This window comes from Kitasatospora sp. NPDC048540, from assembly GCF_040651175.1.
GTDB lineage: Bacteria > Actinomycetota > Actinomycetes > Streptomycetales > Streptomycetaceae > Kitasatospora.
Map to the genome: position 1 here is coordinate 71,751 of NZ_JBEZIR010000007.1, position 24,910 is coordinate 96,660.

Sequence of the window (24,910 nt, forward strand, 5' to 3'; positions counted from 1 at the left end):
GACCTGGACCGGGCGGGGAGTGGCAGACCTGCGCCTACCATGTCGAGGGTGCCCAGCACCGGGCCGCGATCCGCCGTCAGGCCGAGCGTGAGCAGGACCAGGATCGCACCGAGCCGCCACCCGGGCCCGGTGCCGGCGGCCATCCACGGCCACCCCGGCCCGGTCGAGGAGCAGCGTTCGGCGTACTGTGACCGGCATATGTGGGCCGTGCCGCCGTGCGGCCAGCGTACGTCGCTGCTGGTGGACCAGCCCGCCCTGCTCAAGGTTCCCAAGGCGATCGACGGTGCCGGGCTGCCACCGGTCACGGTCCCGGCCTGGATGACCGCGGACCCCGAGGGCATCAGCCTGCGCGAGCAGCTGGCCGCTCGCGGCCGTGAGCGCGAGCTCGCCGGGAGCCGCTGATGACCGCAGTCACCGACCTCGGCCACATCGTCCTGCTCGCCGCCCGCCAGGCCGCCCGCACGAACGGCAAGGCCCCGTCCCATCGCACCCGCACCGTCCGGACGGACGGACGGACGGACGCGCCGTGCGGCCGCGGGAGCAGATGCCGGTCGCGGACGTTTTCCTCGCCCTGGTCGCCGCCCACGGCTGGACCCTCGGCATCGCCGGCGGGGGCCTGCGCGGCCACTGGCCCACGATTGTCAGTGCCGAGGCTGCTGCCCACTGGCACCTCGCCGGCTACGACCCGACCACCCGCCGCCTGCGCGTGCTCGCCGACTCCCCGCCCAGCTGCGCCTCAGCGTGCGCCGCATCCTCGCTGCCCTCGAGCAGCTGCGGCCCGGCACCACGACGGCCGTCGACGTCCGCGTCGGCCCCGCCCCGTGGTGCAGCCCGACCAGGGCCCCGACGACCGGCCCACCCACGCGGCCGACCCGGCCCCCGCTCACCACATCTGCCAGGAGCTGAGCCGCCGGATGCGCCAGGACGCCACCGCCCACCGGACCGCGATCGCGGACGGCCCGGCCCCCGACGCCGACCAGCACGCCCGCCAGCAGCGCGAGCGCCATCGCGCCGCGCCCCCGCCGTCGCCTGCGGCCACGCCATCCCGCTGCGCACAGCAAAGGACCGCCTTTGAGACCGGCGCAGACTCGGTAGAGCTTGAGGTCGCAGACTCGCAAGCGGCCGGTCGTTCAGCGGGGCAGGATGCGCAGTACTGCCTCGCGTTCGCCGCTGAGCCGCAGGCCTTGCTGTACCGCGGTGCTCAGATCGAGGTCGCCGAGCAGGGTCGCGGCCAGCAGGTGCGGTGATCCGGTCAGGGACGCGGTGGGGTGGTCGACCCGGCCGGCGTGGGTGTGCACGGAGCCGTCCTTGACTTCGATGACCAGGTCTTCGTTGCCGTCGGCGTGCAGTTGGAGGGCGATTGCCGGCTGGTCGGGGCGGTGGTCGGTGAGTGCCCGGGCGGGCATGTCCAGCCAGTGGGTGCGGAAGGTGTCGCTGCCGGCCGGCTCACGCAGCAGCGGAATTCCCCATCGGCTCAGTTCCTGCAGCACCGGTTCCAGCGCGCGGCCACGCTCGGTGAGGGAGAACAGGGTGGTGGCCACCGGCGGCGGGGCGGCCTTGCGGTGGATCAGGCCGGCTTCCTCGAGTTCGCGGAGCCGGTCGACCAGCAGGTTGCTGGCGATCCCGGGCAGCCCGTTGCGCAGGTCGGTGTGCCGGCACGGACCCAGGGCGAGCAGTTCACGGACGATCAGCAGGGTCCATCGGTCGCCGATGGTGTCCAGTGCTTTCGCGATGCCGCAGTACTGCCCGTAGGTGCGCATGCCACCACCCTACCTTGCGGCGTTGAGATTCAAAACTCTCTTGTTGACTTTCTCAACAACGTCGGTCTAGCGTCGCTGCCCATGACCACCACCCTTTCCGTGCGTCGGCTCGCCTGGGCCGGCGTCGAGATCCGTCTCGGCGACACCCGCCTGCTGATCGACCCGCTCGAGAACGTCGCTCCGCTGGCGCCGGTGATGGGGCCGCCGCACCGGCCGGTCGACCCCGTCGACACCCCGCCCGGCACCCACGCCCTCATCACCCACCTGCACCCCGACCACTACGACCACGACCTGATCGCCCGGATCGCGGCCACCGGCACGATCGGCTGCCACACCCCGAGCGCGGCGGCGCTGCACGAGGCGGGCATCACCCCCGTCGCCCAGGACCTGGGCCGGTCACGCCGCATCGGAGAACTGACCGTCACCCCGGTGACCTCGCTGGACTGGCGCGGCAACGACTGCGACCAGGTCGCCTGGGTCGTCGAAGGCGCCGGCCGGCGGATCATCCACTGCGGCGACACCCAGTGGCACGGCAGCTGGTGGCAGATCGCCCGCGACCACGGCCCGTTCGACGTCGCGTTCGTCCCGGTCAACGGCGTCATCGCCCACTTCGAGGGCTACGCGGCCAACGTCCCGGCGACCATGACCCCCGAGCAGGGCGTCGAGGCCGCCGTCGCCCTGGGCGCCGGCACCGTCTGCGCCATGCACTACGGCCTGTTCCACAACCCGCCGTTCTACACCGAGCAACCCGACATCGAGCGGCGCTTCCAGCACGCCGCCGACGAGCGCGGCATCACCGCGGCGATCATCGCCGACGGCCGGCCCGTCCTCTGACCATCAGAAAACATCAGAAACCATCGGAAACAAGGAGCAACACATGAAGATCGTCCTGTTCGGTGCCAGCGGCAACATCGGCCGGCCCACCACCGAGGAACTACTGCGGCGCGGCCACACCGTCACCGCGGTCACCCGGGCCGGCCACGTCGACGGACTCGAGCACAAGGCCCTGACCGTGACCACCGGTGACGTCACCGACGCCGCCGCGGTCGCCGGCCTCGCCGCCTCCCACGACGCCGTACTGTCGGCCGTCGGCCCCCGGATCGGCCAGGAGGACGACCGCGCCACGATCGTCGATGCCGCCCGTGCGCTGATCGACGGACTCCGCCGAGCCGGCGTCACCCGCCTGGTCACCATCGGCGGTGCCGGCAGCCTGCGCACGCCCACCGGCGCCCGGGTCATGGACGACCCGGACTTCCCCGCGCTGTGGAAGGCCAACGCCCAGGCCCAGTCCGAAGCGCTCGACCTCTACCGCGGCGTGCACGACCTCGACTGGACGTACGTGTCGCCCGCCGCGGTCATCGCAGCGGGCGAGCGGACCGGGGTCTACCGCAGCGCCGGGGACACCCTGCTCACCGACGACGACGGCAACAGCCGCATCTCCTACGCCGACTACGCGATCGCCCTGGCCGACACGATCGAGAGCGGCACTGCGATCCGCCGCCGCATCACCGTGGCGTACTGAGCCATGAGCAACGACGCCGCCGACCGACACACCCGATTCATCGTCCTGCTCGCAGCGCTCGTGGCCCTGGGACCACTGTCCATCGACGGCTACCTGCCCGGACTGCCGGACCTCGCCGGCGACCTGCGCGCCGGCGCCGCGGCCACCCAGCTCACCATCACCGCCTGCCTGGCCGGGCTGGCCATCGGGCAGCTGATCGCCGGGCCGCTGAGCGACACCTACGGCCGGCGGCGTCCGTTGCTGGCGGGCCTCGCCCTCTACACGATCGCCAGCGCGCTCTGCGCGGTGGCACCCGACGTCCGGACCTTCGTCGGCCTACGCCTGGTCCAGGGCATCGGCGGGGCGTTCGGCATCGTCATCGCCAACGCCATGGTCCGCGACCGCACCTCCGGAACCCGCACCGCACGTCTCTTCTCCGCACTGACCTTGATCACCGGCCTGGCGCCGGTGTTCGCGCCGGTCCTCGGCGGCCAGCTACTGCGCGTCACGGCCTGGCCCGGAATTTTCGTGGCCCTGGCCGTACTCGGCGCCGTGATGCTGGCGGCCTGTTCCGCAGGACTGCCGGAGACCCGGCCCTCCGCGTCACGCCAGCCGCTGCCGGCTGTCGTCGGGCAGCTGCTCGGCGACCGGGTCTTCACCGGGTACGTCCTGGCCAACGGCCTGGTCTTCGCGGCGATGTTCGCCTACATCTCCGGCTCGCCGTTCGTCCTGCAGGAAATCCACGGCCTGTCACCGCAGCAGTACAGCGCCGTGTTCGCCGTCAACGCCGCCGGACTCATCGCGGCCGCCCGGATCAGCGGCTGGCTAGTGGCCCGGGCCGGCGCCCGCGTGCTGCTGCGCGCCGGTCTGCTGGGCGCGACAGCCGGTGGCACCACGGTCCTGGGCGCGGTGCTGACCCGGGCACCCCTGCCCATGCTCCTGATCGGCCTGTTCGTCCTGGTCTCCAGCGTGGGCCTGGTCATGCCGAACGCCGCGGCCCAGGCCCTGGCCGACCACGGCGGACACGCCGGGTCGGCCGCCGCTCTGCTCGGCTTCAGCCAGTTCATGTTCGGCGCGGCACTTGCTCCGCTGGCCGGCGCGGGTGGCGCCACCGACGCCCTGCCGATGGGAATCATCGTCGCCGTGCTGCCGGCGCTCGCCCTGCTCACACTCGGCGTCCTCACCCGGTCGACGCCCGGTGAGCGCACCCGCAGGCCGGCTCGCCGAGGACCTGCCGGGCACCGGCGACCGCGCCGGCACAGCGATCGCGGACGAGCCGGCATCCGGTGAATCGGGCCGGCGGCACGGGTCGCGGTCCTCCCCCGGCACGATCACCTCAAGCTCGCGCAGAGCGGGGGCACGAGGGTTGAGCAGGTGGACCATCGCGCGTGGCGCCGAGGCCATCGCGACTGCCCGGTGTCGGCCACGGACGCCCCTGAACGTCATGGCGACCTGATCCCGCGGGCCGTGAGGTGAGCGCGGACGGGCCCGGGGCTCGCGGACGGCGGTCGCTCACCCCGTTCCGGCGCATGCCTCCGCCTCTGCCAGGTACCGCGCCACCGGGCCCAGGGTCAGCATGCCGCTGGCGGCGCCGGCGTGTTCTGCACAGGCATCACGCAGGGCAGCCGCAGCGCGGGCGGCGATTCCGCGCTCGCCGAGGCGTACGGCGGCACGGGCGGTCAGGCACCACATGGCCTCCTGCATGTGGTCACGCGGTGGTTCGGGCACCGCGGCGAGGGTGGCACGGGCCTCCTCGACCCGGTCCTGGGCGAGCAGCACGAGGGGGCGCGTCCACGGCCTGTACGGGCCCCAGTCGAGGTGCTGGTCGGTGGGCGCGGGCCGGTCGTGCAGCAGGCGCAGTCCCAGCAGGGCGAGCGGAAGAAGGCCGCGGTGCAGCCCCGGCATTCCGGCCGTCCGGAGGGTGTCCTCGGCCGCGCGGTAGTGCGCCGCTGCCGTGGCGGCGGTCGGTCCGCCGGGTTCGGCGCTGCGGGCGGCCGCGGCCCGGGCCCTGAACCACCCGGTGAGGACGGGGACGAGGGGCGCCTCGGTGGTGGCGGCGAGCCGGTCGGCTGCATCGGCGTGCGAGGTCGCGGCCTCGAGGTCGCCGAGGGCCGAGGCGGATTGCAGGCGGACGAGTCGGCCGAGTACGGCGAAGTTCGGCAGCTCGTGCCGGGTGGACAACTCGAGGATCTCGGCCCCGGTCCTGTCCCGTGCCGCCGCGAGCCCGGGGCCGCTGAAGGACTGCAGGAACACCCCGTTGAGGGCGAAGGCCAGCAGGGCTGGATCGGCCAGATCCCGTGCCAGCTCCTCCGCCTGACGCGCCGCCTGTTGCGCGTGCTCCAGCTCGGTCCCGGACAGATCGGCGCTGCGGCTCTCGACGGCGACCGTGGCCAGGAGGCGGGCGCGCAGGTCGGCGGGGCCGCCTGGTCCGAGCCCGGTGAGCGTGCGCTCGGCAGCAGCGACGACGGCGCGGGACTGCTCCGGGTCATCGGCCCGGCTCCAGATGGCGGGCACGTCGTAGGCGCCGATGATGCGGGCGGTCAGAAAGAGGTCGCCCGTGCGTTCCGCTGCCTCGATGGCGGCGAGGCGATCGCGCCGCGAGTGGACGAGGGCGTCGCCACCCGCCAGTGCGAGGGTGCGGGCCAGATCCACGGTGGTGCGCGTGCCGAGCCGGACACCAGGGCCGGTCCACGCGGCATGTGCTCCTTCGGCGCGCGCGGACCCGTTGAGGATGTCCCTCTCCAGACGCTGAAGGTCGCCACCGGGGTCGAGTCCGAGTTGGCCAACGAGCATCGCGCGGGCGCGGCGGAGGGCGGCCAGCGCGTCGGCCCGGCGGCCCGCGCGGTACAGCGCGCGGGCAACCAGCTCCCAGGCCGGCTCGCGCCACGGGTGTTCGGCGACATGGGCCCCCAGTTCGGCGACGAGATCCGCCCCTTCCCCGGAGTCGAGGAGGATGCGGGCGCGCAGTTCCACCCCGTCCAACCTGAGCTCCTCCAACCGGGTTTGCTCGCGCTGCGCCCATGGGGAGCCGGTCACATCGGCGTAGGCGGGTCCGCGCCAGGCCGCGAGTGCCGTGCCGAGGTCGGTCACCGCGTCGGGGGTGCGGCGGGCCCGGGCCAGGGTGTCCTGGAACTGGTGGACGTCCACGTGCTCTCGCGGCAGGCGCAGCGCGTAGCCGGGACCTTCGGTGACGATGACGCGCGGCGGCTTGCGCGGCGGCCCGTGCGGGGAGGTCCGCGGCCCCTTGTGCGGTGGCGACCGTGACGCCGTCGGGCGACGGTGTCACCTGTACGACGGCGCCGGGCTGCACCCCGGCGCGGCGCAGGGTGTGCATCAGCCGGAGATCGGCCTGGATCGGCTCTCCGATGCGGTGTACGACCGCGCTCGCGCCGTCCGGGGCCCGCCCGAAGTCGTCGAGGCTGATCAATCCCTTCGTTCCCTCCCCGGGGGACAGTCCCGTGGTGTTCTTCCTGTCGAGCTCCTCCAGGCCCGGGATCGGGTTGCCGTAGGGGGACGTGGTCGGGTGTTGCAGCAGGTGCAGGACGCGGCGTTCGACGGCTTCGCTCATCACGTGTTCCCAGCGGCAGGCTTCGGTGTGGGCCTGTTCCCATGCCAGGCCGATCACGTCAACGAGCAGGCACTCGGCGAGGCGGTGCTTGCGCATGACACGTGTGGCCAGTCGGCGGCCCCGGTCGGTCAGTTCCAGGTGCCGGTCGCGGGCGACGTGCAGCAGTTCGTCGCGCTCCATCCGGGCGACGGTCTGACTGACGGTGGGTCCGCTCTGGTTCAGCTGCTCGGCGATGCGGGCACGCAGGGGGACCACGCCTTCCTCCTCGAGTTCCAGGATGGTGCGCAGGTACATCTCCGTGGTGTCGATGAGTTGAGACATGCTGCTGGTCAGGCGAGGGTTTCGGCGGTGGCGGTCAGGACGGCGCGGCCGAGGATGTGGCCGGCCATGGTGAAGCCGAGGACGGCGGGGGTGGCGTCGGGGGGGACGCCGATGGTGTCGACGTCGAGGGCGTGCACCACGATGAAGTAGCGGTGCGGGCCGTGGCCGGCCGGCGGGGCGGCGCCGATGAAGCGGGCCATGCGGGCGTCGTTGGGCAGCTGGAACGCGCCCGCGGGCAGGCCGGAGCCGGTGTCGTCGCCGGCGCCTTCAGGCAGCTCGGTGACGGTGGCGGGGATGTCGGCGACCGCCCAGTGCCAGAACCCGGAGCCGGTTGGCGCGTCGGGGTCGTAGACGGTGACGGCGTAGCTACGGGTGCCTTCCGGGGCGCCACTCCAGGACAGCTGCGGAGAGACGTCCTTCCCTCCCGGGATGCCGGAGAGGCCGGAGTACTGCTCGACCGACCATGCGGCGCCGTCGGTGACGGTCGTGCTGGTGACGGTGAAGGACGCCGCCTCCGGGAGGCGGGCGAAGGGGTTGTTGGTGCTCATTGCATCGTTCCTTTTCAGAGCGGGTTGCGGGCGGCCGGCGAAGGGGTCCGCCCGAGTGCCGTCCGGCGCGCAGCGGTGGCGGTGCCGCATGTCGGCGACGACTTCGAATCGACCATAGCAGCAATAATCGATTATTTTCCAGATCGTCTATGGTGGTGGCATGACGACCCACACCGCGGCCGCCTCGGGGAAGCCGATGCTCTCCGAGCAGGTCTACACACGCCTGCGCGACGCGATCATGCGCGGACAGTACGTCCCCGGCGACGCCCTCAAGCCGCAGGAGCTCGCCAAGGAACAGGGCGTGAGCCTGGCCGTCGTGCGCGAGGCGCTGCTGCGGGTGGTCGGCGAGGGCCTCGCCGACCGTCTCCCCAACCGCGGCTTCGCCGTTCCGGCCTTCTCCGACCGCCGCTGGCAGGAGATCGCGGAAGCCCGACGCACCATCGAACCGGTCATGCTGCGCATGTCCATCGAACGCGGCGACGTCGACTGGGAGACCCGCGTGCGGGCCACCCACCACCGGTTGGCCCGCACCCCTGCGTACGCGGAAGGGGAGGGCGAGTACTACAGCGCCGAATGGGCCGAAGCCCACCGCGCCTTCCACCGCACCCTGTTGGAAGGCTGCGGCAACGCCGTCCTGCTGGAGGCCTTCGACCGGATGTGGACCGCAAGCGAGTTGGCCCGCCGCTGGTCGGCGCACCGCGCCCCGGGCCGGGACGGCATCGCCGAACACCGCCGGCTGGAGGAGACAACGCTGGCGCGTGACGCCGACACCGCCGCCGAACTACTCACGCAGCACCTCGCGCTGACCGCGAACGCACTGACCGACTGCCCCGACCACGGACCCGCGAACCACACCTGAGGCCTGGCCCAGCTGGAGGCGTCCCGGACAGGTGAAGTCGCCGGACCTGGTCGCTCCGACCAAAACCCACTTCAAACGCCACAAAGCATCCTCAATCACCAGTACCTGTCGCGTGAGGGCCGCGTCGCCGCCCGGGGACGGCTCAGGCGCATCGACGCCCCGGCGGAGGTCGCGACCGCCTACCGCGGGTTCGCGCACCCGAACCCGCCTGCTGTTGGCGCTCGGCGTCTTCGCACGGCATCTCGGCGTCGGATGGCTGATCTGGGGGCTGGCGACCGCGGTCGGCTGGCAGCTCGTGTTCGCACCTGGGAAGCGCGGCGGCCTGCTGGAGCGCGCCTCTGCCTGACCCGCGCCTCCCAGGACGTCGGTGGTCCCACCTTTTGGGTGGCGTCTCGGCAATCGGGTTTCACGCACCAGGTCGTAAATTGACAGCCTGAGGGCTACCGCCAGCGCTTCGGCCTGGTCGAGACCCAGCGCCGCACGCCGAAGGCGTCCTACACCTGGTACCGCGACCTGATCGCGGTCCACAAGGCGCGGCACGCACGGTAGGTGGGCCTGTGGCCGACCGGCGTGACATGAGAATGGGGACGCAGAGCCCGGCCGCACCGGGCGGCGCCAACGGCGTGCTCGCAGACCTCTTGTGCAGGCTCGAGCCGGGCGGCTCGGTGACGGTCGAGGTCCGACAGCTGCCTGCGGGCGAGCGGGTGGCGTCGGCGTATGCGGGGGCCGAGCGGCAGGTCTCGACGTGCTGACCCGGGTCGAACCGGCAGCCGGGGATGGGGCCGGACGCACGCCTCTCAAGGTCCGCGAGGGTGAGGCGGGCGCGGGCGGAGTCTCTGTTCAAGGTTGCTACCAACCGGTACGTTCGCGGTGGGGAACCCCTACTGCTCGGCGGGCGCGCCAGGAGGCACGATGACGATTCCGTTCCAGGTCCGGGTCCAGGCGGCGGCCGTGAAAGCGGCCTACGCGTTGCCCGGCCCGCTGCGGAGGCTGATCGCGGGCGCGCCGGTGCGGCGGGACGGCCAGGAGCTGGCGCTGGACGCGCAGTTGCTGCTGCGTCTGCAGCAGCTCTCGGGCACCCACCTGGTCAGCCCCGGCGGGGTCGCGCACTCGCGGGCGGCGCTGGATCTGGGGCGGCATCTGGTGAGCGGCGCGCCGATCGAGCCGGTGGCGACGCGGGAGATCCGCATCCCCGTCGAGTACGGCGAGATGCCGGCCACCCTGTACACGCCGGCCGGGCTCGCCGAGCCGTCCGGGCTACTGGTCTTCTTCCACGGCGGCGGCTGGGTGCTCGGTACCCGGACGAGCCACGACAACACCGCGCGGTTCCTCGCCCAGCGGGCGGGCGTGCGAGTGCTGTCCGTCGAGTACCGGCTCGCTCCCGAGCACATCTTCCCCGCGGCCGTGGACGACGCGCTGGCCGCCTTCGACTTCGCCCACGCCAAGGCCGCCGACCTCGGCAGCGACCCGGCGCGGATCGCGGTCGGCGGCGACAGTGCGGGCGGCAACCTGGCCGCCGTGACCGCCCAGCTGGCCGCCCGGCGCGGTGGGCCCATGCCGGTGTTCCAGCTGCTGTTCTACCCGACCACCGACGCGTCGAGGCACCGGCGCTCGCGTGAGCTCTTCGCCGACGGGTTCTTCCTCACCAGCAGGCACATGGACTGGTTCGCCGACCACTACGCGCCCGAAGGCGTGGACCGTACCGATCCCCGGCTCTCGCCGCTGCTCGCCACCGACCTGGCCGGACTGCCGCCCGCGTACATCGCGACGGCAGGCTTCGACCCGCTGCGCGACGAGGGCGAGGCATACGCGCAGCGGCTGGTGGACGCGGGGGTGGTGGTCGCGCTCAGCCGCCAGCCGGACCTCATCCACGGGTACATCAACTTCCTGGGTGTCGGCCGGCGTTTCCGCGAGGCGACGGCGGAGGCGGCCGGTGCGCTTCGGCTGGCGCTGGCAGCGGGCTGAGGTTCGGCGTCTGCCCGGGGCGCTGGCGGGGGCAGGAGTCCGCTCGCCGGCGCGCCTCGGGCGAGCGCTCCGCCGAGTGCTCCGGCCGAGACCGCCGGCCGCGAGCGGGGCCGGAGCGCCAGTGTCCCCACGTCTCTGGCCGCGGAGGACCGCGCCAGCAGTCGCAGCCGGCCGACCAGGAGGCGGCCGAATCGGTGGACCGGACGGAACGTCACGATCCAAGCGTGGGCCGATTCGGGGCACGAGCACTCCCGATGTGATCGCACCGTGGCCCTGTACGCCCCTGGATGATCGACCAGGGTGAGCCTCTTGACCTCGGTGGCCCCAGCCACTAGTTTTCGGTGGAAGTCGACCCATAATCGCCGAAAGGAGGCGACCAGCGGATGTACACCAACTCCGATCTCGGTCGCCTCGCCCGCCGCACGGTCTGGGTTCCGGGGCGGATCGCGCACGGCTGCTGAGTACGCCGTCTCTGATGTGCCCGGGCGTGGCACATTCCGGGCCTCCCGTCGCAACCTCCCGGAACCATCCCGGAACGTCGCTGTGACCTGCCGTCCTGCGCCGCCCGCTCCTCTCACGTGACCTCCCGCCACGCCGCTGTGGCGTGCCATTTTGCGCCCGTTCCTCTCACGTGGCGAGTCTGAATACAGGAAGCTGCCTGAAATTGGCGAAGACGATGAATCGACCGACCGTGCACCGAAACGAAGGCCTGTCATGGTAGCGGCGCGGATCACGGTCAACGGGAAAGAAGCACCGATCTCACCGGCTGCGCCCAACACCACGGTGCTGGCCTTTCTTCGCGAGCGCGGCCTCACCGGCACCAAGGAGGGCTGCGCCGAGGGTGAATGCGGAGCCTGTTCGGTCCTGGTGGCCCGTCCCGGGGTGAACAGGCCCACCGACTGGGTGGCGGTCAACGCCTGCCTGGTCCCGGTCGCGGCGCTCGACGGCCAGGAGATCATCACCTCCGAAGGTCTGGCCACCGCCGGTGAACCCGGCAAGCCGCCCACCCTCCACCCGGTGCAGGAGGAGATGGCGGTCCGCGGCGGCTCCCAATGCGGTTACTGCACACCGGGATTCGTCTGCAGCATGGCTGCCGAGTACTACCGGCCCGACCGCTGCGCGCACGCGGACCCGGCCGACAGTACCGACCACGAGCAGGGTCCGAACGGTTTCGATCTGCACGCGCTGAGCGGAAACCTGTGCCGCTGCACCGGCTATCGCCCGATTCGCGATGCCGCGTTCGCCGTCGGTATGCCCACCGACGAGGACCCGCTGGCACAGCGTCGCGAGCAGTCCCCGCCGGCACCGGTTGCCACCGAATACGCCCAGGACGACAGCGAGTTCCTGCGGAAGAGCACCCTGGCCGAGACACTGCAGCTGCTGCGCGAGCGGCCCGACGCGGTGGTGGTCGCCGGCTCCACCGATTGGGGTGTGGAGGTGAACATCCGTTCCCGCCGGGCGGATTGCGTGATTGCCATCGACCGGCTGTCCGAACTGCGCGAACTGCGAGTCGAATCCGACCACATCGAGATCGGGGCGGCGCTGACGCTCACCGAGATCGAGCGCCACCTCGACGGCGGCATCCCGCTGCTGGCAGAGCTGTTCCCGCAGTTCGCATCCCGGCTCATCCGCAACACCGCGACTCTCGGCGGCAACCTGGGTACCGGCTCGCCCATCGGTGACAGCCCGCCGGTGCTGCTGGCGCTGGAGGCATCGGTGGTGCTCGCCGGTGCCGACGGTCAGCGCGAGGTCCCGCTGGCGGACTACTTCACCGGTTACCGGCAGAGCGTGCGCCGCCCCGGCGAGCTGATCCGCGCGGTGCGCATCCCGCGGCCGCTGTCGCCGGTCACGGCCTTCCACAAGATCGCCAAGCGGCGCTTCGACGACATCTCCAGCGTGGCGGTCGCTTTCGCGCTGGACGTCGAGGACGGGATCGTCCGCAAGGCACGCATCGGCCTGGGCGGCGTGGCTGCCACCCCGATCCGCGCGCTCACCACCGAAGCGGCGCTGGAGGGCAGGCCGTGGGCGGCGGAGACCGTCGAGACCGCGGCCCGGGTGCTGCAGGCCGAGGGCACCCCGATGAACGATCACCGCGCCAGTGCCGCCTACCGCTCCGCGATGCTCGGCCAGAGCCTGCTGAAGCTGTACGCACGGACCACCGAGGCGGTGTCGTCATGAGCCAGCTGTCCGAACGCCCCGAAAAGCCCGTCGTCGGCGTCCCGGTGCCGCACGAGAGCGCCGTCCTGCACGTCACCGGCACCGCGCTCTACACCGACGACCTGATCCATCGCACCAAGGACGTACTGCACGCCTACCCGGTCCAGGTCATGAAGGCCCACGGCCGGATCACCGCGCTGCGCACCGAGCCCGCGCTCGCCGTACCCGGTGTCGTCCGTGTGCTGACCGGTGCCGACGTGCCCGGCGTCAACGATGCCGGGATGAAGCACGACGAACCGCTGTTCCCCGACGAGGTCATGTTCCACGGCCACGCGGTCGCCTGGGTGCTCGGCGAGACCCTGGAAGCGGCCCGGCTCGGTGCGGCGGCCGTCGAGGTGGAACTCGACGAACAGCCCTCACTGATCACCCTGCAGGAGGCGATCGCGGCGGGCAGTTTTCACGGCGCCCGGCCCGTGATGCTGACCGGCGACGTCGACGCGGGCTTCGCCGACTCCGCGCACGTGTTCACCGGCGAGTTCCAGTTCTCCGATCAGGAGCACTTCTACCTCGAGACGCACGCGGCGCTGGCCCACATCGACGAGGCCGAGCAGGTGTTCGTCCAGAGCAGCACCCAGCATCCCTCGGAGACCCAGGAAATCGTCGCCCACGTGCTCGGTCTGCACAGCCACGAGGTGACCGTGCAGTGCCTGCGGATGGGCGGCGGCTTCGGCGGCAAGGAGATGCAGCCGCACGGGTTCGCGGCCGTCGCCGCGCTCGGCGCCAGGCTGACCGGTCGGCCGGTTCGGGTACGGCTCAACCGTACTCAGGACCTGACCATGTCCGGCAAACGGCACGGCTTCAACGCCACCTGGAAGATCGGCTTCGACGCCGACGGCCGCATCCAGGCCCTGGACGCCACGTTGACCGCGGACGGCGGCTGGAGCCTGGACCTCTCCGAGCCGGTGGTGGCCCGTGCGCTGTGCCACATCGACAACACCTACTGGATTCCCAACGCGCGCATCGCCGGTCGCATCGCCAGGACCAACAAGGTCTCCAACACCGCCTTCCGCGGCTTCGGCGGACCGCAGGGCATGCTGGTGATCGAGGACATCATGGGCCGGTGCGCGCCGCTGCTCGGCCTGGATCCGATGGAGTTGCGGGAGCGCAACTTCTACCGGCAGGGTCAGTCGACGCCGTACGGACAGCCGGTCCTCCACCCCGAACGGATCACCGCCGTCTGGAAACAGGTTCAGGACAACGCCGGCATCACCGATCGCAGGCGCGAGATCGCCGCCTTCAACGCCTCGAACCCGAACACCAAGCGGGCACTTGCGATCACCGGCCTCAAGTTCGGAATCTCGTTCAACCTCACCGCCTTCAACCAGGGCGGCGCGCTGGTGCTGATCTACAAGGACGGCTCGGTCCTGATCAACCACGGCGGCACCGAGATGGGCCAGGGCCTGCACACCAAGATGCTGCAGGTGGCCGCCACCACCCTGGGCATCCCGCTGCACAAGGTGCGGCTTGCCCCGACGCGAACGGACAAGGTGCCCAACACCTCTGCCACCGCCGCCAGCGCCGGGGCGGACCTCAACGGTGCGGCGGTGAAGAACGCCTGCGAGCAACTGCGCGACCGGCTGCTGCAGGTGGCCGCCACCCAGCTGGGTTCGAATGCTTCGGATGTACGCATCGTCGAGGGCGTCGCCCGTGCCCTGGGCAGCGACAAGGAGCTGGCCTGGGACGACCTGGTGCGCACCGCGTACCTCCAGCGGGTTCAGCTGTCGGCGGCCGGTTTCTACCGGACCGAGGGTCTGCACTGGGACGCGAAGGCGTTCAGCGGCTCGCCGTTCAAGTACTTCGCCCATGGCGCCGCCGCGGCCGAGGTGGAGGTGGACGGCTTCACCGGCGCCTACCGCATCCGGCGGGTGGACATCGTGCACGACGTCGGCGACAGCCTGTCCCCGATGATCGACATCGGTCAGGTCGAGGGTGGATTCGTGCAGGGAGCGGGCTGGCTGACGCTCGAGGACCTGCGCTGGGACGCCGGTGACGGGCCGAACCGCGGCCGGCTGCTGACCCAGGCCGCGAGCACCTACAAGCTGCCGAGCTTCTCGGAGATGCCGGAGGAGTTCAATGTCACGCTGCTGGAGAACGCCACCGAAGAGGGCGCGGTGTACGGGTCCAAGGCGGTGGGTGAGCCTCCGCTGATGCTGGCGTTCTCGGTGCGAGAAGCGTTGCGGCAGGCCGCCGCCGCCTTCGGGCCCAGCGGTGTCAGCGTCGAGTTGGCCTCGCCCGCGACGCCGGAGGCGGTCTACTGGGCGATCCAGGCGGCTCGCCAGGGCGATGCCTCCCGCGACGGTCACGCCCGCAACGCGTCTGCCACCAGCAGCCAGGCCGGAAACGGGCACATCGCCAGCGGCAGGATCCCATCCGGTGCTGAAGCATTGAGCGGTGCCTGACATGACGTGGGTCGCCGCGGTGGCACGGCTGCGAGCACGCCGGGAGTCCGGCGTGCTGGTGACCGTCGCGACCGTGCGCGGCCATGCGCCGCGCGACGCCGGTGCAAAGCTCGTGGTGGGGCAGACCGAGACGTGGGGCTCGATCGGTGGCGGCAACGTCGAGGCCGTCGCGATCGACCGGGCGCGGGAGCTGATCGCCGAGTCCAAGCCTGAGCCGGAGCTGATCGACTTCGCCCTGAACGACAAGGTGGTCAACCAGCATGGCGTGCAGTGCTGCGGCGGCACGGTCTCGGTGCTGCTCGAACCGCTGCCGACGGTACGAGCGGTGGCGATCTTCGGCGTCGGGCACGTCGGGCTGGAACTGGCGCGCATCCTGGCACGTCAGGACCTCGACCTCCATCTGATCGACACCCGCTCCGACATCCTCACCGAGGAGCGGCTCGACGTGCTGGCAGACGCGGTGGCGCAGGTGACCGTGCATCACACGCCGCTGCTGCCCGAGGAGGTGCTGGCGGAGTTGCCGCGCGGCACCCACGTCCTGATCATGACTCATGATCACGCCGAGGACGCCGCGCTGTGCGACGCCGCCTTGCGCACAACCCATCTCGGCTCCATCGGGCTGATCGGGTCGGCGGCCAAGTGGGTGCGGTTCCGCAAGCGCCTCGCCACCGAGGGCGGCCACGACGAGGCCAGCATCGATCGGATCAAGACCCCGATCGGGCTGGCCGACATCACCGGCAAGGATCCAGCGACCATTGCCGTGAGCGTCGCTGCCGACTTGCTGCGCACCTTCGAAGCCGAAGGGAACTGATCCTCCACTGCGTTCGCGAAGACGGGGTGATCGTTTGCCGGCGACGACAGCACCACCATGCTGTCCTTCCACCGGCCGGACATCGTCGCCGCCGGGGCACTGATCGCTTCGCTCGTCGGTATGGACGTCGAACGGGGCGAGCGGGCAGGTACGTGAGGCACCGGGCCCCGACCCGTCCTCGAGCGGACCGCCGGCAGAGCCTGGTACACGGGATGCGGGCGATGGGCACCTTGTGCGACGCGGTGATCGTCGGTCGGGGGCGCAGCGCGATTGTGTGGCTCCGAGAACGGGCTCGGTGGCCTCCCGGCCGACCTCGTGGCGGGCATGTAGGGGCGACGCCGGTTGGCTGATGACAAATCAGATAAGGATATCCATGAGTGGCTTGAGGGACGAGCACGACGAGCGACTGCGTCGACCGGCGGGAATCAGCTCGATATGGCTGGGTGACACCAAGGTGTCGTACGTGCCCGACGGCGATGTGCGGCTCCGGCCGCTGCAACTGCTCCAGGACACCACGGAGGAGGTGTGGGCCGCACATCCCGAGCACCTGGACGCCACCGGCCGCCTGGTGGGGAGCGTCGGTGGTCTGCTGGTGGAGCACGGCGACCGCGCGCTGCTGATCGACGCGGGCTTCGGCCCGCGGGCGTACGAGGCTCCCGACGGCCCCCTCGGCGCGATCCGGGGAGGTGCGCTGCCGCGCAGTCTGGCCGAACTCGGCTGCAGCCCAGAGGACATCGAAGCGGTGGCATTCACACACCTCCACTTCGACCACCTCGGCTGGGCCTGCCATCCCGCTCCTGGTGGCGAACGGCCCGTGTTCGCCCACGCCGACTACCTGATCTCCGAGCCGGAGTGGGACCGGCGCGACCTCCTGGAGGCCCAGGGCATGGCCGAGCAGGCCGCGGTCCTCGCGCAGCACGTACGGACGATCACGGACGGGCAGGAGGTCTTCCCCGGCGTCCGCGTGCGGGTCGCCTCCGGCCACACCGTCGGGCACGCCGAGTACGTCATCACCGGGGGCGGACGACGCCTGATTGCCTTTGGCGACGCCGTGATCTCGCCGATCCAGATCGACCACCCCGACTGGTCCTCGGCCTTCGACCACGACCCCGCCCTGGCCGCCGACCACCGCCGTCGCCTCGTCGCCGAGCTGGCGGAGCCCGGCACGGTCGGCTTCGGCGTCCACTTCGCCGGCGTGGTGTTCGGACACGTCCAGCTGGATGGAGACGGCCCGGCCTGGCGGCCCCTGGACGCGCCCGAACCCGGAGCGGCCGGGGCGACGCCTCGACGAGCATCGCAGCGTGGACGGTAGCGAACCCCCGCGAGGCGGCGCAGATCAGCGAACAGGCCGAGGTCGGGTTCGGCCCTGCTGTCGGCAGGGCCGGTCAGCTGTGGCTGCCTGCGATGCGGTCGGACTCGAGCGCGGCCAGAATCGCCGTGGTCACGGTGAGCACGGTGTCCGAGTCCTCCTGGGTGAGCTCCGGGAAGTCCTCCAGCAGCTGTTGCGGCAGCGGGCTGCCGAGTGCACCTTCCAGGAGCCGTGACAGGCGGAGCCCTGACTGCCGCATGCACAGACCGACATTCCAGCCGTTCTCGTCCTGTTCGATCGAGACGTGGAGCCGTGCAGCGGCGGCGAGGTTGTCGGGGGTCTCCGATCCGAAGGCCAGCAGCCCGGCCGTCAGGTCCGTGGCGAGTTTCTGCGGTGGCGTTTCAGGGTGGTCGCCCACGGCCGACAGGGCGGCTCGGAACCGGTCCCGTGCGGGATTGGCGACCGCCCGGTCGTTCTTGATCGAGGGTGATCCCAGCGCCGACAGCACCAGTTTGGCCACCCGGAGGGCGCACTCCCACTCCTGCTGGGGCAGGCCCGGCCACCGCTGTTGCACCTGTTCCGGGACATCGAGGCCGTCCGCGAGCCAGAGGACGTCCACCAGGCGGACATCGCGATCCTTCAGGCAGAGTCCGAGGTTCCGTCGCCCGTACAGGTCCTCTTCGACCGAGACAGCGAGTTGGCCGGCCGCCGCGGCGACGGCGGCCGTGTCGTGGCCGAAGGCGGGCAGTCCCGCCACCACCTGGGCGCCGAGTTGCGCGACGCCGGACTCCCAGTGCTCACCGAGACCGAACAGGGCGGCCCGGAAGCGGGACCGCGCGCTCTGCTGCATCACTGTGTGCGTTCTCCTCGGATCACCATGGCGAGGCCATCACCGCGGTCACGTCGTCGGCATTGCCGTCCGTCCGCTGCCGGGTTCAGGAGCGGGCGTGCTGACGGTCGGTGGCGGCGTCGGCTGTGGACGTGCGCGAGGCCAGAGGCCGTACGTCGGGGCGGGGGAGCGAGGTGGCCCGGTGTACCAGCAGGTCGCGTAGGGCGTGTTCGGCGGTGGGGTCGGCGGGGGTGACCACGGTCAGGCACTGGTCGCCGTCCTGGAGGGTGGCCAGCATGTCGTAGCGGACGGTCAGCGGGCCGACCACCGGGTGGTGCAGGCGCTTGGTACCGTGGGCGCGCTGCCGCACCGTGTGGTCGTCCCACCAGGTGCTGAACTCGGCACTCTCCGAGCGGAGTTCGTCGATGACCTGGCGCAGCCTGGGGTCGCCCGGGTGCCTGGCCTGGTTGGCTCGCAGGTGGCCGACGGTCTCGCGGGCGACCCGTGTCCAGTCCAGTTGCATCGCTCGTACCCGCTCCACCAGGAACAGCATCCGGGCGCTGTTGGCCGCCTCGCCGGTGCCGAACTCCTCGCCGAAGAGCGCGGTGGCGGCGGCGTTGTGCGCCAGGACGTCGAAGCGGAAGTCGGTGAGGTACGCGGGCAGCAGCGGCATCCCGTCCAGCAGGACCCGCATCGAGTCCGCGACCGGCAGCGAGGCCTCGGCGCCGACCGGGGACCGGCTGCCGGCGATCACGTGCAGGTGCCGGCGTTCGGCCGGTGACAGCCGCAGCGCCTCGGCGAGGGCGTCGAGCACGGCGGCCCCCGGGGTGCCGACCCGGCCCTGTTCGAGCCGGATGTACCAGTCGATGCTGACGGCGGCGAGCTGGGCGACCTCCTGGCGCCGCAGCCCCGGGGTACGACGCCGGTCCGTGTCCGGGAGCCCGACGTCCTGCGGCCCGAGGCGGGCGCGCACCGCGCGCAGGAACTGGCCCAGCTCGGCGCGCTGAGGGGCCGGTCGGCGGGGCGCCGGTCCGCGCGGTGCCGGTCGGCTGGGTATCGGTCGGTGCTCCACGTCGTCCATCCTCCGGCATCGCCGCGCGATGTCCAGCGCGGGGCCTGGCACCCCGAGTACCAGCATCGGGAGAGCCTTCCCCGGCTGCCCGGTGCCTGGTGATCGTGGGAACCGAGCAACCCGTTCGAGGAGGACCTGATGACCAGCACCACCCGCGCCGCAGCCGATGCCGCTCCCGCCACCACCATCGCGGCCGACCCCGTGGACACGGACGCCTTCGGCTACCGTCCCGTCCGGCGAGGGGTCCCGGAGGGCGTCGCGCGGTTCACCGTGACCAGTCCGGACTTCGACGCCGACGGCGCCCTGCCGGACGACGCCTGGGCCGACGCGTTCGGCTGCGCCGGCCCCAACCGGCAGTTCGAGCTGGCCTGGAGCGGGGCACCGGAGGGCGCCAGGAGCTTTGCCGTCACCATGTTCGACCCGGACGCGCCCACCGGCGCCGGGTTCTGGCACTGGCTGGTCTGGGACCTCCCCGCCGACACCACGGGCCTGGGCCGGCCGCTCCCCGCCGGCGCGGTCGCGGGCACCAACGAGGCCGGCCGGACCGGCTACCTGGGCCCCTGCCCGCCGGTCGGTGACGTCCTGCACCACTACGAGGTCTCGGTGTACGCGCTGGACGTGCCCAGTCTGCAACTGCCGGCCGACACCCCGCCGACCGTCGCCGCCTTCACGATGTCGGGCCACATCATCGCCCAGGCCCGACTGACCGGCACGGCCCGCCGCTGACCGGAAGGGGGGTGCCCGCGGGCACCCCCACCCCGGCCGACCACCCGCGAGTGGCGGCCCGCCCGGCCGCTTCGGACGCCGGCCGGTTCAGAGGCTGTGTGCCGGCAGGGTGGTGCGGGCCGTGGCGCGTACGGGCTTGCTGCTGCGCAGCTCGAGCAGCTTCAGGCGGAGCTGTTCGGCGTCGGGGAGTTGGAGGTCCTGGAAGAGCAGCCGGGCCTGTTCCCAGGCGTCGCGGGCGGACTCGGGGTCGCGGGCGGCGCGGTGGGTCTCGCCGAGGCGGGTGAGGGTGTCGGCCTGGTGCAGGACGTGGCGGTCGCGGCGGAACAGGTCGAGTGCGCGGTGGTAGCACTCGATGGCCTGCCGGTGGTGGCCGAGGTGGTGGTGGGCGTGGCCCAGGCTGTCCAGGCTGGTGGCCTCGAAGTCCTCGGTGTCCAGTCCGTGGTGGAGTTCCAGGGTCTGCCGGCAGGAGTCCAGGGCCTGGCGGTGGTTGCCGAGCCGGGCGTGGATGCAGCCGATGGCGTTGAGGATGCCGGCCTGGCCGCGGCGCTCCCCGGACGCGCGGTACAGCGGCAGGGCCTGGCGGGCCTGGTCGAGCGCCGCCCGGTAGCGGCCCTGGCGGTCCAGCAGGAGGGCGAGGCCGTGGCGGGTGTTGGCCTCGCCGAGCGGGTCGTCGAGACATCGGTAGAGCTCGATGGCGAGGTCGAGGTGGCTGCGGGCGTTCGGGTAGGCCCGTACGAGCAGCGACAGGTGGGCCAACTGGCGGTGCACGCGGGCCTGTTCGGCCAGGTCGCCGAGGCAGCGGGCAGCGGCCAGGGCGCTGGTCCGGACCGCCCGGTAGTCGTGCCATTGCCCCCGGTGTTCCAGGAACACCCCGAGCGGTCGGGCGAGTTGGCAGACCTCGGCCGCCATGCCGCGGGTCTCGGCCTGGGCGAGCGCGGCCAGCAGGACCCGGTGCTCGGTGCTGAACCAGTACCAGGCCTGCTGGCTGTCGGCGAGGGTCTCCGGCAGCACGCCGGGGCCCGGCGGGGAGAGCGGCAACTGCTCGCGGGCCGGGGCCAGTAAGCGGGCGGCGGGATAGGCGGTGTGCAGGTAGTGGTCGAGGGTCCGGCGGGCCACCCGGTGCTGTTCCGCCGGGCTGTCGTGGACGCCGGACTGCTCGGCGGCGTAGGCGCGCAGCAGGTCGTGGCAGGTGTAGCGGCCGGGGGAGGATTCGGTCAGCAGGCAGGCGCGGGCGAGCTCGTCCAGGGCGGTGCGGGCCTGTTCGCGGGTGACGGCGGCGAGGCTGGCCGCGGCCGGCACGGTGATGTACGGCCCGGGGTGCAGGCCGAGGAAGCGGAACATCCGGGCGGTGGCCGGGGCGAGGGTCCGGTAGGACCAGGAGAAGACTGCGCGGGCGTTCGAGGTCACGTCGCCGGTGTCGAGGGCGGCCAGCCGGTTGTGGTCCTGGCGCAGTTGGGCGGCGAACACGGCGAGGGAGAAGGCGGGTTGGGCGGCCGCGTTGGCGGCGGTGATGTTGAGGGCCAGCGGCAGCCGGGCGCACAGGTCGATCAGTTCCCCGACGCTCGCCGGCTCGGCGGCGACCCGCCGCGCGCCCAGTCGGCGGGCGAGCAGGTCGCGGGCCTCCTGCGGGGTGAGCAGGTCCAGGGTGAGGCTGTGGGCGCCGTCGCGGGCGACCAGGCCGGCGAGCTGGCTGCGGCTGGTGACCAGGACCATGGAACCGGCCGAGCCGGGCAGCAGCGGGCGGACCTGCTCCGGGTCGCAGGCGTTGTCGAGCACCACCAGCATCCGCCGGCCGGCCATCAGGCTGCGGTAGAGCCCGGTCTGCGCCTCGTGGTCGGCCGGGATCTGCGCGGCCGGTACCCCGAGTGCGTCGAGGAACCCGCGGATCGCGGTCCCGGCGGGCACGGGGGTGCCGGTCGGGTCGAAGCCGCGCAGGTTGACGTAGAGCTGGCCGTCGGGGAAGTTCCCGGCCGCCCGGTGGGCCCAGTGCACGACCAGGGCGGTCTTGCCGATCCCCGCGGTGCCGCCGATCGCGGCGACCACCATCGAGCGGCCCGCCTGTCCGGCCAGGGTGCTCAGTTCGTCGAGCTGTCCGGCGCGCCCGGTGAAGTGCACCAGGTCGTGGGGTAGTTGGGCGGGTACGGGCATCGGCCTGGCGGCGGCGCCGGCCTGTGCGGGTGCGGCCGGCGGCCGGGCGGGTGCGGGCAGCGGGGCGGCGGCGCCGGGCGCCGCTGGTACGGGTGGCAGCAGGGAGGGGTCCGCGTTCAGGATGCGCCGGTGCATGGCGTGCAGTCCGGGGCCTGGGTCGACGCCGAGCTCGGCCCGCAGCAGCCGTTCGGTCTCGCGCAGCACGCTGAGCGCCTCGGCCCGTCTGCCCGCGCCGTAGAGCGCGTGCATCTGGAGTTCGCGCAGTTGCTCGCGCAGCGGGTGTTCGGTGACGAGTGCGGCGAGTTCGGCGGCGGCGTGGTCGTACCGGCCGAGGGCCACGGCGCAGGCGAGGCGTTCCTCCTGGGCGCTCAGCCGCAGCTCGTTCAGCCTGGTGCGCTGGGCGTCGGCGTAGGGGCCGGGGACGCCCGCGAGCGCGGTCCCGGTCCACAGGGCCAGGCCCTCGGCGTACTGGCCGACCGCTCGGGCCGGGTTGCCGCCGGTGCGTGCGGCGCGTCCCTGGGAGAGCAGGTGGCCGAAGCGGGTCAGGTCGCAGCGCCGGGGTCCGGCCTCCAGGACGTACCCGCCGCCGACGGACCTGATGTGGCCGCTCCCGGCGCGGCCCAGGACCAGCCGGAGCCGGTAGATGTAGGTGCGCACCAGCCGGGTGGAGGTCGCGGGGGCGGTCTCCCCCCAGACGTCGTCGACCAGGCCGTCCAAGGTGACGTGGGCGCCCTTGCGCAGCAGCAGTGCGGCCAGGACGGCCCGTTGTTGGGGCTGTCCGAGGTCCAGCTCGGTGTCCCCCCGCCAGGCCCGTACCGGGCCCAGAACCGCGAATCGTACGTCTTCGTCGTGCATGCCGCACCCCCAGTCCAGCGCCCCCCACGCCGCCCCCGCTGGCACGGTCTGCCCTTGGCTGCCTGACGTGGTCGGGTGAGACGCAGTATCCGACAGACCGGATCATAAATACATGAATATGAACAAAATATGTATCACCGGAGCGGGCGGGCGCAGCACTCCCGACAGGACGTACCCAGCCGTACCGGAACGCACCCTCCCGCGGACGGCCGGCCCCGCATCGTTGACATTTGTCATCACCGGCCGGTGACGGGCCATCACTACCTCCTCCCGCGGCCGGAAGGGGAGCATGGTGGGCATGGGAACGACAGCGGCAGTACTGACCGCCGAAGGACTCCGGTACCGCTACGGGGAGACCGTCGCACTGGACGGCGTGGACCTCGGAGTGGACCCGGGGGAGTGCGTCGCCCTCCTCGGGCCGAACGGAGCAGGCAAGTCGACCCTGGTCACGCTCGCCGTCGGGCTGCTGACCCCGCAGCAGGGCACGGTCCGCATCCTGGGCAGCGACCCGCGCCGCGCGGCGACCCGCCGACGCCTCGGCGTGGCACAGCAGACCCTCGGCTTCCCGAACACCCTCACCGTCCACGAGCTGGTCACCGGCGCCGCCGTACGCGGCGGACTGCGCGCGGCCGCGGCCGGCCCGGTCCTGGACGAGCTCGGCCTGACCGACCTGCGGCGCAGGCGGGTCGCCAAGCTCTCCGGCGGCCAGAAGCAGCGCGTACAGCTGGCGATGGCGCTGGTCACCGAACCGGCCCTGCTGGTGCTCGACGAACCGACGGTCGGTCTGGACACCGTGGCCCGCCGGCACTTCTGGCAGATCCTGGCCCGGCGCCGGGAACAGGGCACCGCGGTCCTGGTCACCACCCACCTGATCGAGGAGTCCGCCGCGGTCGCCGACCGCGTGGTGGTGCTCGACCGCGGCCGGGTCCTGGCGGACGCACCGCCCGACGAACTGGTCACGCGGCTGCCGGACCGCACCGTCACCGTCCGGACCGGCCTCGACCGGTCCGAACTGGAGCAACTACCAGGAGTACTGTCCGTGACCCCTGAGCACGAGCTGTCGCGCATCCAGACCCGCTCACCCGAGGACCTGCTGCGCGTCCTGCTCGACCGCGACCCGCACCTGTCCGACCTGCGGGTCCAGGACGCCGGACTGGAGGAGGCGGTGCTCGCGCTGACGGACCGCGCGGACGAAGGCACGGATGCCACCGGCACGGACGGCGGGTACGGCAGGGACGGTTCGCAGCGGGCGGCGGAGGTGACCGGGTGAACGCCGGGCTGACGGTACGGGTGTTCGGCGTCGAGCTGCGCGACGAGCTGCGCGCGATCGTCCGGGAACCCACCTCCCTGTTCTTCAGCATCCTGATGCCGGTCGGCTTCTTCGTCCTGTTCAACCTGCTCTACGGGCACGACACCACCCAGGGGATCTCGGCCGGCACCGCCATGGTCGCCACCTTCGGCACCTACGGCGTGATCACCGTGGCCGCGCTGCAACCGGGCATCGGCGTCGCCCAGGACCGCGACCTGGGCTGGCTGCGGATGAAACGGGTCTCCGCGGTGCCGATCGGCATCAGCCTCGGCGCGAAGGCGATGGCCGCACTGCTGTACGGGGTCGGCGTGCTGCTGCTGATGGGGGTGGCGGCCGCCGCGTTCGGCACCCTGCACGCCTCGGTGTGGGCGATGCTGCGGGTCGCGCTGGTGCTGCTGCTGGGCACCGTCCCGTTCACGCTGATCAGCGTCGCGGTCGGGCTGCGCTTCCGTACCAACGCGACGATCGCGCTGCTCAACGCGCTGCTCTTCCCGCTCGCGGTGCTCTCCGGCCTGTGGATCCCGATCCAGTTCCTGCCCCATGTGATGCGGCAGATTGCCAAGTTCCTGCCCACCTACCACCTCGCGCAGCTCGGGCTCTCGCAACTTGGCCACGGCCCGGTCCTGCTCCACGTCCTCGCCCTGTTGCTGACCACGCTGGGAGCGGCGGGGGTGGCCGTGATGGCCTATCGTCATGCCCGGATATGAGTACCG

General features: G+C 72.2%; 19 protein-coding genes and 1 pseudogene. 13 read left to right on the forward strand and 7 right to left on the reverse strand.

Features of this window, described 5'->3' with window-relative positions; all coding sequences use genetic code 11:
- The first annotated feature begins 87 nt into the window (after nt 1-87).
- A complete protein-coding gene (locus tag AB0D08_RS05460; RefSeq protein ID WP_359886287.1) occupies nt 88-402 on the forward strand; it encodes a hypothetical protein in 315 nt (104 codons plus the stop codon).
- A 728-nt stretch (nt 403-1,130) separates the two neighbouring features.
- Here the strand turns inward: AB0D08_RS05460 and AB0D08_RS05465 are convergent.
- Nucleotides 1,131-1,760 carry a helix-turn-helix domain-containing protein gene (locus AB0D08_RS05465; RefSeq protein WP_359886288.1) on the reverse strand — a complete coding sequence of 210 codons (630 nt, stop codon included), beginning with the start codon at nt 1,758-1,760 and terminating at the stop codon, nt 1,131-1,133.
- A gap of 81 nt (nt 1,761-1,841) precedes the next feature.
- On the opposite strand from AB0D08_RS05465, the gene AB0D08_RS05470 reads away from it, so the two are divergent.
- The 3 genes from AB0D08_RS05470 to AB0D08_RS05480 are packed head-to-tail and all read left to right on the forward strand — an operon-like array spanning nt 1,842 to nt 4,551.
- Nucleotides 1,842-2,594 (forward strand): MBL fold metallo-hydrolase, encoded by a 753-nt coding sequence (locus AB0D08_RS05470; protein ID WP_359886289.1) that lies wholly within the window; start codon nt 1,842-1,844, stop codon nt 2,592-2,594.
- A 43-nt stretch (nt 2,595-2,637) separates the two neighbouring features.
- Nucleotides 2,638-3,282, forward strand: coding sequence for an NAD(P)H-binding protein (locus AB0D08_RS05475; RefSeq protein WP_359886290.1), 645 nt, complete (start codon nt 2,638-2,640; stop codon nt 3,280-3,282).
- Nucleotides 3,283-3,285: 3 nt separating this feature from the next.
- Complete coding sequence (locus AB0D08_RS05480; protein ID WP_359886291.1) at nt 3,286-4,551, forward strand: multidrug effflux MFS transporter; 1,266 nt, start codon at nt 3,286-3,288, stop codon at nt 4,549-4,551.
- Nucleotides 4,552-4,773: 222 nt separating this feature from the next.
- Here AB0D08_RS05480 and AB0D08_RS05485 read toward each other — a convergent pair whose 3' ends face one another.
- The 3 genes and pseudogenes from AB0D08_RS05485 to AB0D08_RS05495 all read right to left on the reverse strand — a co-directional run bounded on the left by AB0D08_RS05485 (nt 4,774) and on the right by AB0D08_RS05495 (nt 7,698).
- Nucleotides 4,774-6,456 (reverse strand): AfsR/SARP family transcriptional regulator, encoded by a 1,683-nt coding sequence (locus tag AB0D08_RS05485; protein ID WP_359886317.1) that lies wholly within the window; start codon nt 6,454-6,456, stop codon nt 4,774-4,776.
- A 16-nt stretch (nt 6,457-6,472) separates the two neighbouring features.
- Nucleotides 6,473-7,150, reverse strand: a pseudogene (locus AB0D08_RS05490) (metal-dependent transcriptional regulator); the annotation flags it as partial.
- Between the two features lie 8 nt (nt 7,151-7,158).
- Nucleotides 7,159-7,698 (reverse strand): YbhB/YbcL family Raf kinase inhibitor-like protein, encoded by a 540-nt coding sequence (locus AB0D08_RS05495; protein WP_359886292.1) that lies wholly within the window; start codon nt 7,696-7,698, stop codon nt 7,159-7,161.
- 160 nt (nt 7,699-7,858) lie between these two features.
- On the opposite strand from AB0D08_RS05495, the gene AB0D08_RS05500 reads away from it, so the two are divergent.
- The 6 genes from AB0D08_RS05500 (at nt 7,859) to AB0D08_RS05525 (ending at nt 17,261) form a co-directional block, all read left to right on the forward strand.
- Nucleotides 7,859-8,557: a GntR family transcriptional regulator gene (locus AB0D08_RS05500; RefSeq protein ID WP_033819153.1), complete on the forward strand. Its 699-nt coding sequence runs from the start codon at nt 7,859-7,861 to the stop codon at nt 8,555-8,557.
- A 912-nt stretch (nt 8,558-9,469) separates the two neighbouring features.
- Nucleotides 9,470-10,522: an alpha/beta hydrolase gene (locus tag AB0D08_RS05505; protein ID WP_033819155.1), complete on the forward strand. Its 1,053-nt coding sequence runs from the start codon at nt 9,470-9,472 to the stop codon at nt 10,520-10,522.
- Nucleotides 10,523-11,236: 714 nt separating this feature from the next.
- On the forward strand, nt 11,237-12,700 hold the full coding sequence (locus tag AB0D08_RS05510) for an FAD binding domain-containing protein (protein ID WP_359886318.1): 1,464 nt from the start codon (nt 11,237-11,239) through the stop codon (nt 12,698-12,700).
- Complete coding sequence (gene xdhB, locus AB0D08_RS05515) at nt 12,697-15,138, forward strand: xanthine dehydrogenase molybdopterin binding subunit (RefSeq protein ID WP_359886293.1); 2,442 nt, start codon at nt 12,697-12,699, stop codon at nt 15,136-15,138. Before AB0D08_RS05510 ends, xdhB begins: the two co-directional genes overlap by 4 nt.
- A gap of 1 nt (nt 15,139) precedes the next feature.
- The gene (xdhC, locus tag AB0D08_RS05520) at nt 15,140-15,949 is read left to right on the forward strand and encodes a xanthine dehydrogenase accessory protein XdhC (RefSeq protein WP_359886319.1); all 810 of its coding nucleotides are present in this window, start codon (nt 15,140-15,142) and stop codon (nt 15,947-15,949) included.
- Nucleotides 15,950-16,322: 373 nt separating this feature from the next.
- Complete coding sequence (locus AB0D08_RS05525; RefSeq protein WP_199520280.1) at nt 16,323-17,261, forward strand: MBL fold metallo-hydrolase; 939 nt, start codon at nt 16,323-16,325, stop codon at nt 17,259-17,261.
- A gap of 73 nt (nt 17,262-17,334) precedes the next feature.
- On the opposite strand, the gene AB0D08_RS05530 is transcribed toward AB0D08_RS05525, so the two are convergent.
- Both AB0D08_RS05530 and AB0D08_RS05535 read right to left on the reverse strand, forming a co-directional pair.
- Nucleotides 17,335-18,111 (reverse strand): hypothetical protein, encoded by a 777-nt coding sequence (locus AB0D08_RS05530; RefSeq protein ID WP_359886294.1) that lies wholly within the window; start codon nt 18,109-18,111, stop codon nt 17,335-17,337.
- An 82-nt stretch (nt 18,112-18,193) separates the two neighbouring features.
- The gene (locus AB0D08_RS05535) at nt 18,194-19,159 is read right to left on the reverse strand and encodes a helix-turn-helix transcriptional regulator (RefSeq protein WP_359886295.1); all 966 of its coding nucleotides are present in this window, start codon (nt 19,157-19,159) and stop codon (nt 18,194-18,196) included.
- 138 nt (nt 19,160-19,297) lie between these two features.
- On the opposite strand from AB0D08_RS05535, the gene AB0D08_RS05540 reads away from it, so the two are divergent.
- On the forward strand, nt 19,298-19,885 hold the full coding sequence (locus tag AB0D08_RS05540) for a YbhB/YbcL family Raf kinase inhibitor-like protein (protein ID WP_359886296.1): 588 nt from the start codon (nt 19,298-19,300) through the stop codon (nt 19,883-19,885).
- Nucleotides 19,886-19,972: 87 nt separating this feature from the next.
- Here AB0D08_RS05540 and AB0D08_RS05545 read toward each other — a convergent pair whose 3' ends face one another.
- A complete protein-coding gene (locus AB0D08_RS05545) occupies nt 19,973-22,888 on the reverse strand; it encodes a BTAD domain-containing putative transcriptional regulator (protein WP_359886297.1) in 2,916 nt (971 codons plus the stop codon).
- Between the two features lie 298 nt (nt 22,889-23,186).
- Between AB0D08_RS05545 and AB0D08_RS05550 the strand changes: the two genes are divergently transcribed.
- On the forward strand, nt 23,187-24,158 hold the full coding sequence (locus tag AB0D08_RS05550; RefSeq protein WP_359886298.1) for an ABC transporter ATP-binding protein: 972 nt from the start codon (nt 23,187-23,189) through the stop codon (nt 24,156-24,158).
- Entirely contained in the window at nt 24,155-24,904 is a 750-nt protein-coding gene (locus AB0D08_RS05555) for an ABC transporter permease (protein WP_199520281.1), read from the forward strand. The genes AB0D08_RS05550 and AB0D08_RS05555 overlap by 4 nt, the downstream gene beginning before the upstream one ends.
- The last annotated feature ends 6 nt before the right edge of the window (nt 24,905-24,910 follow it).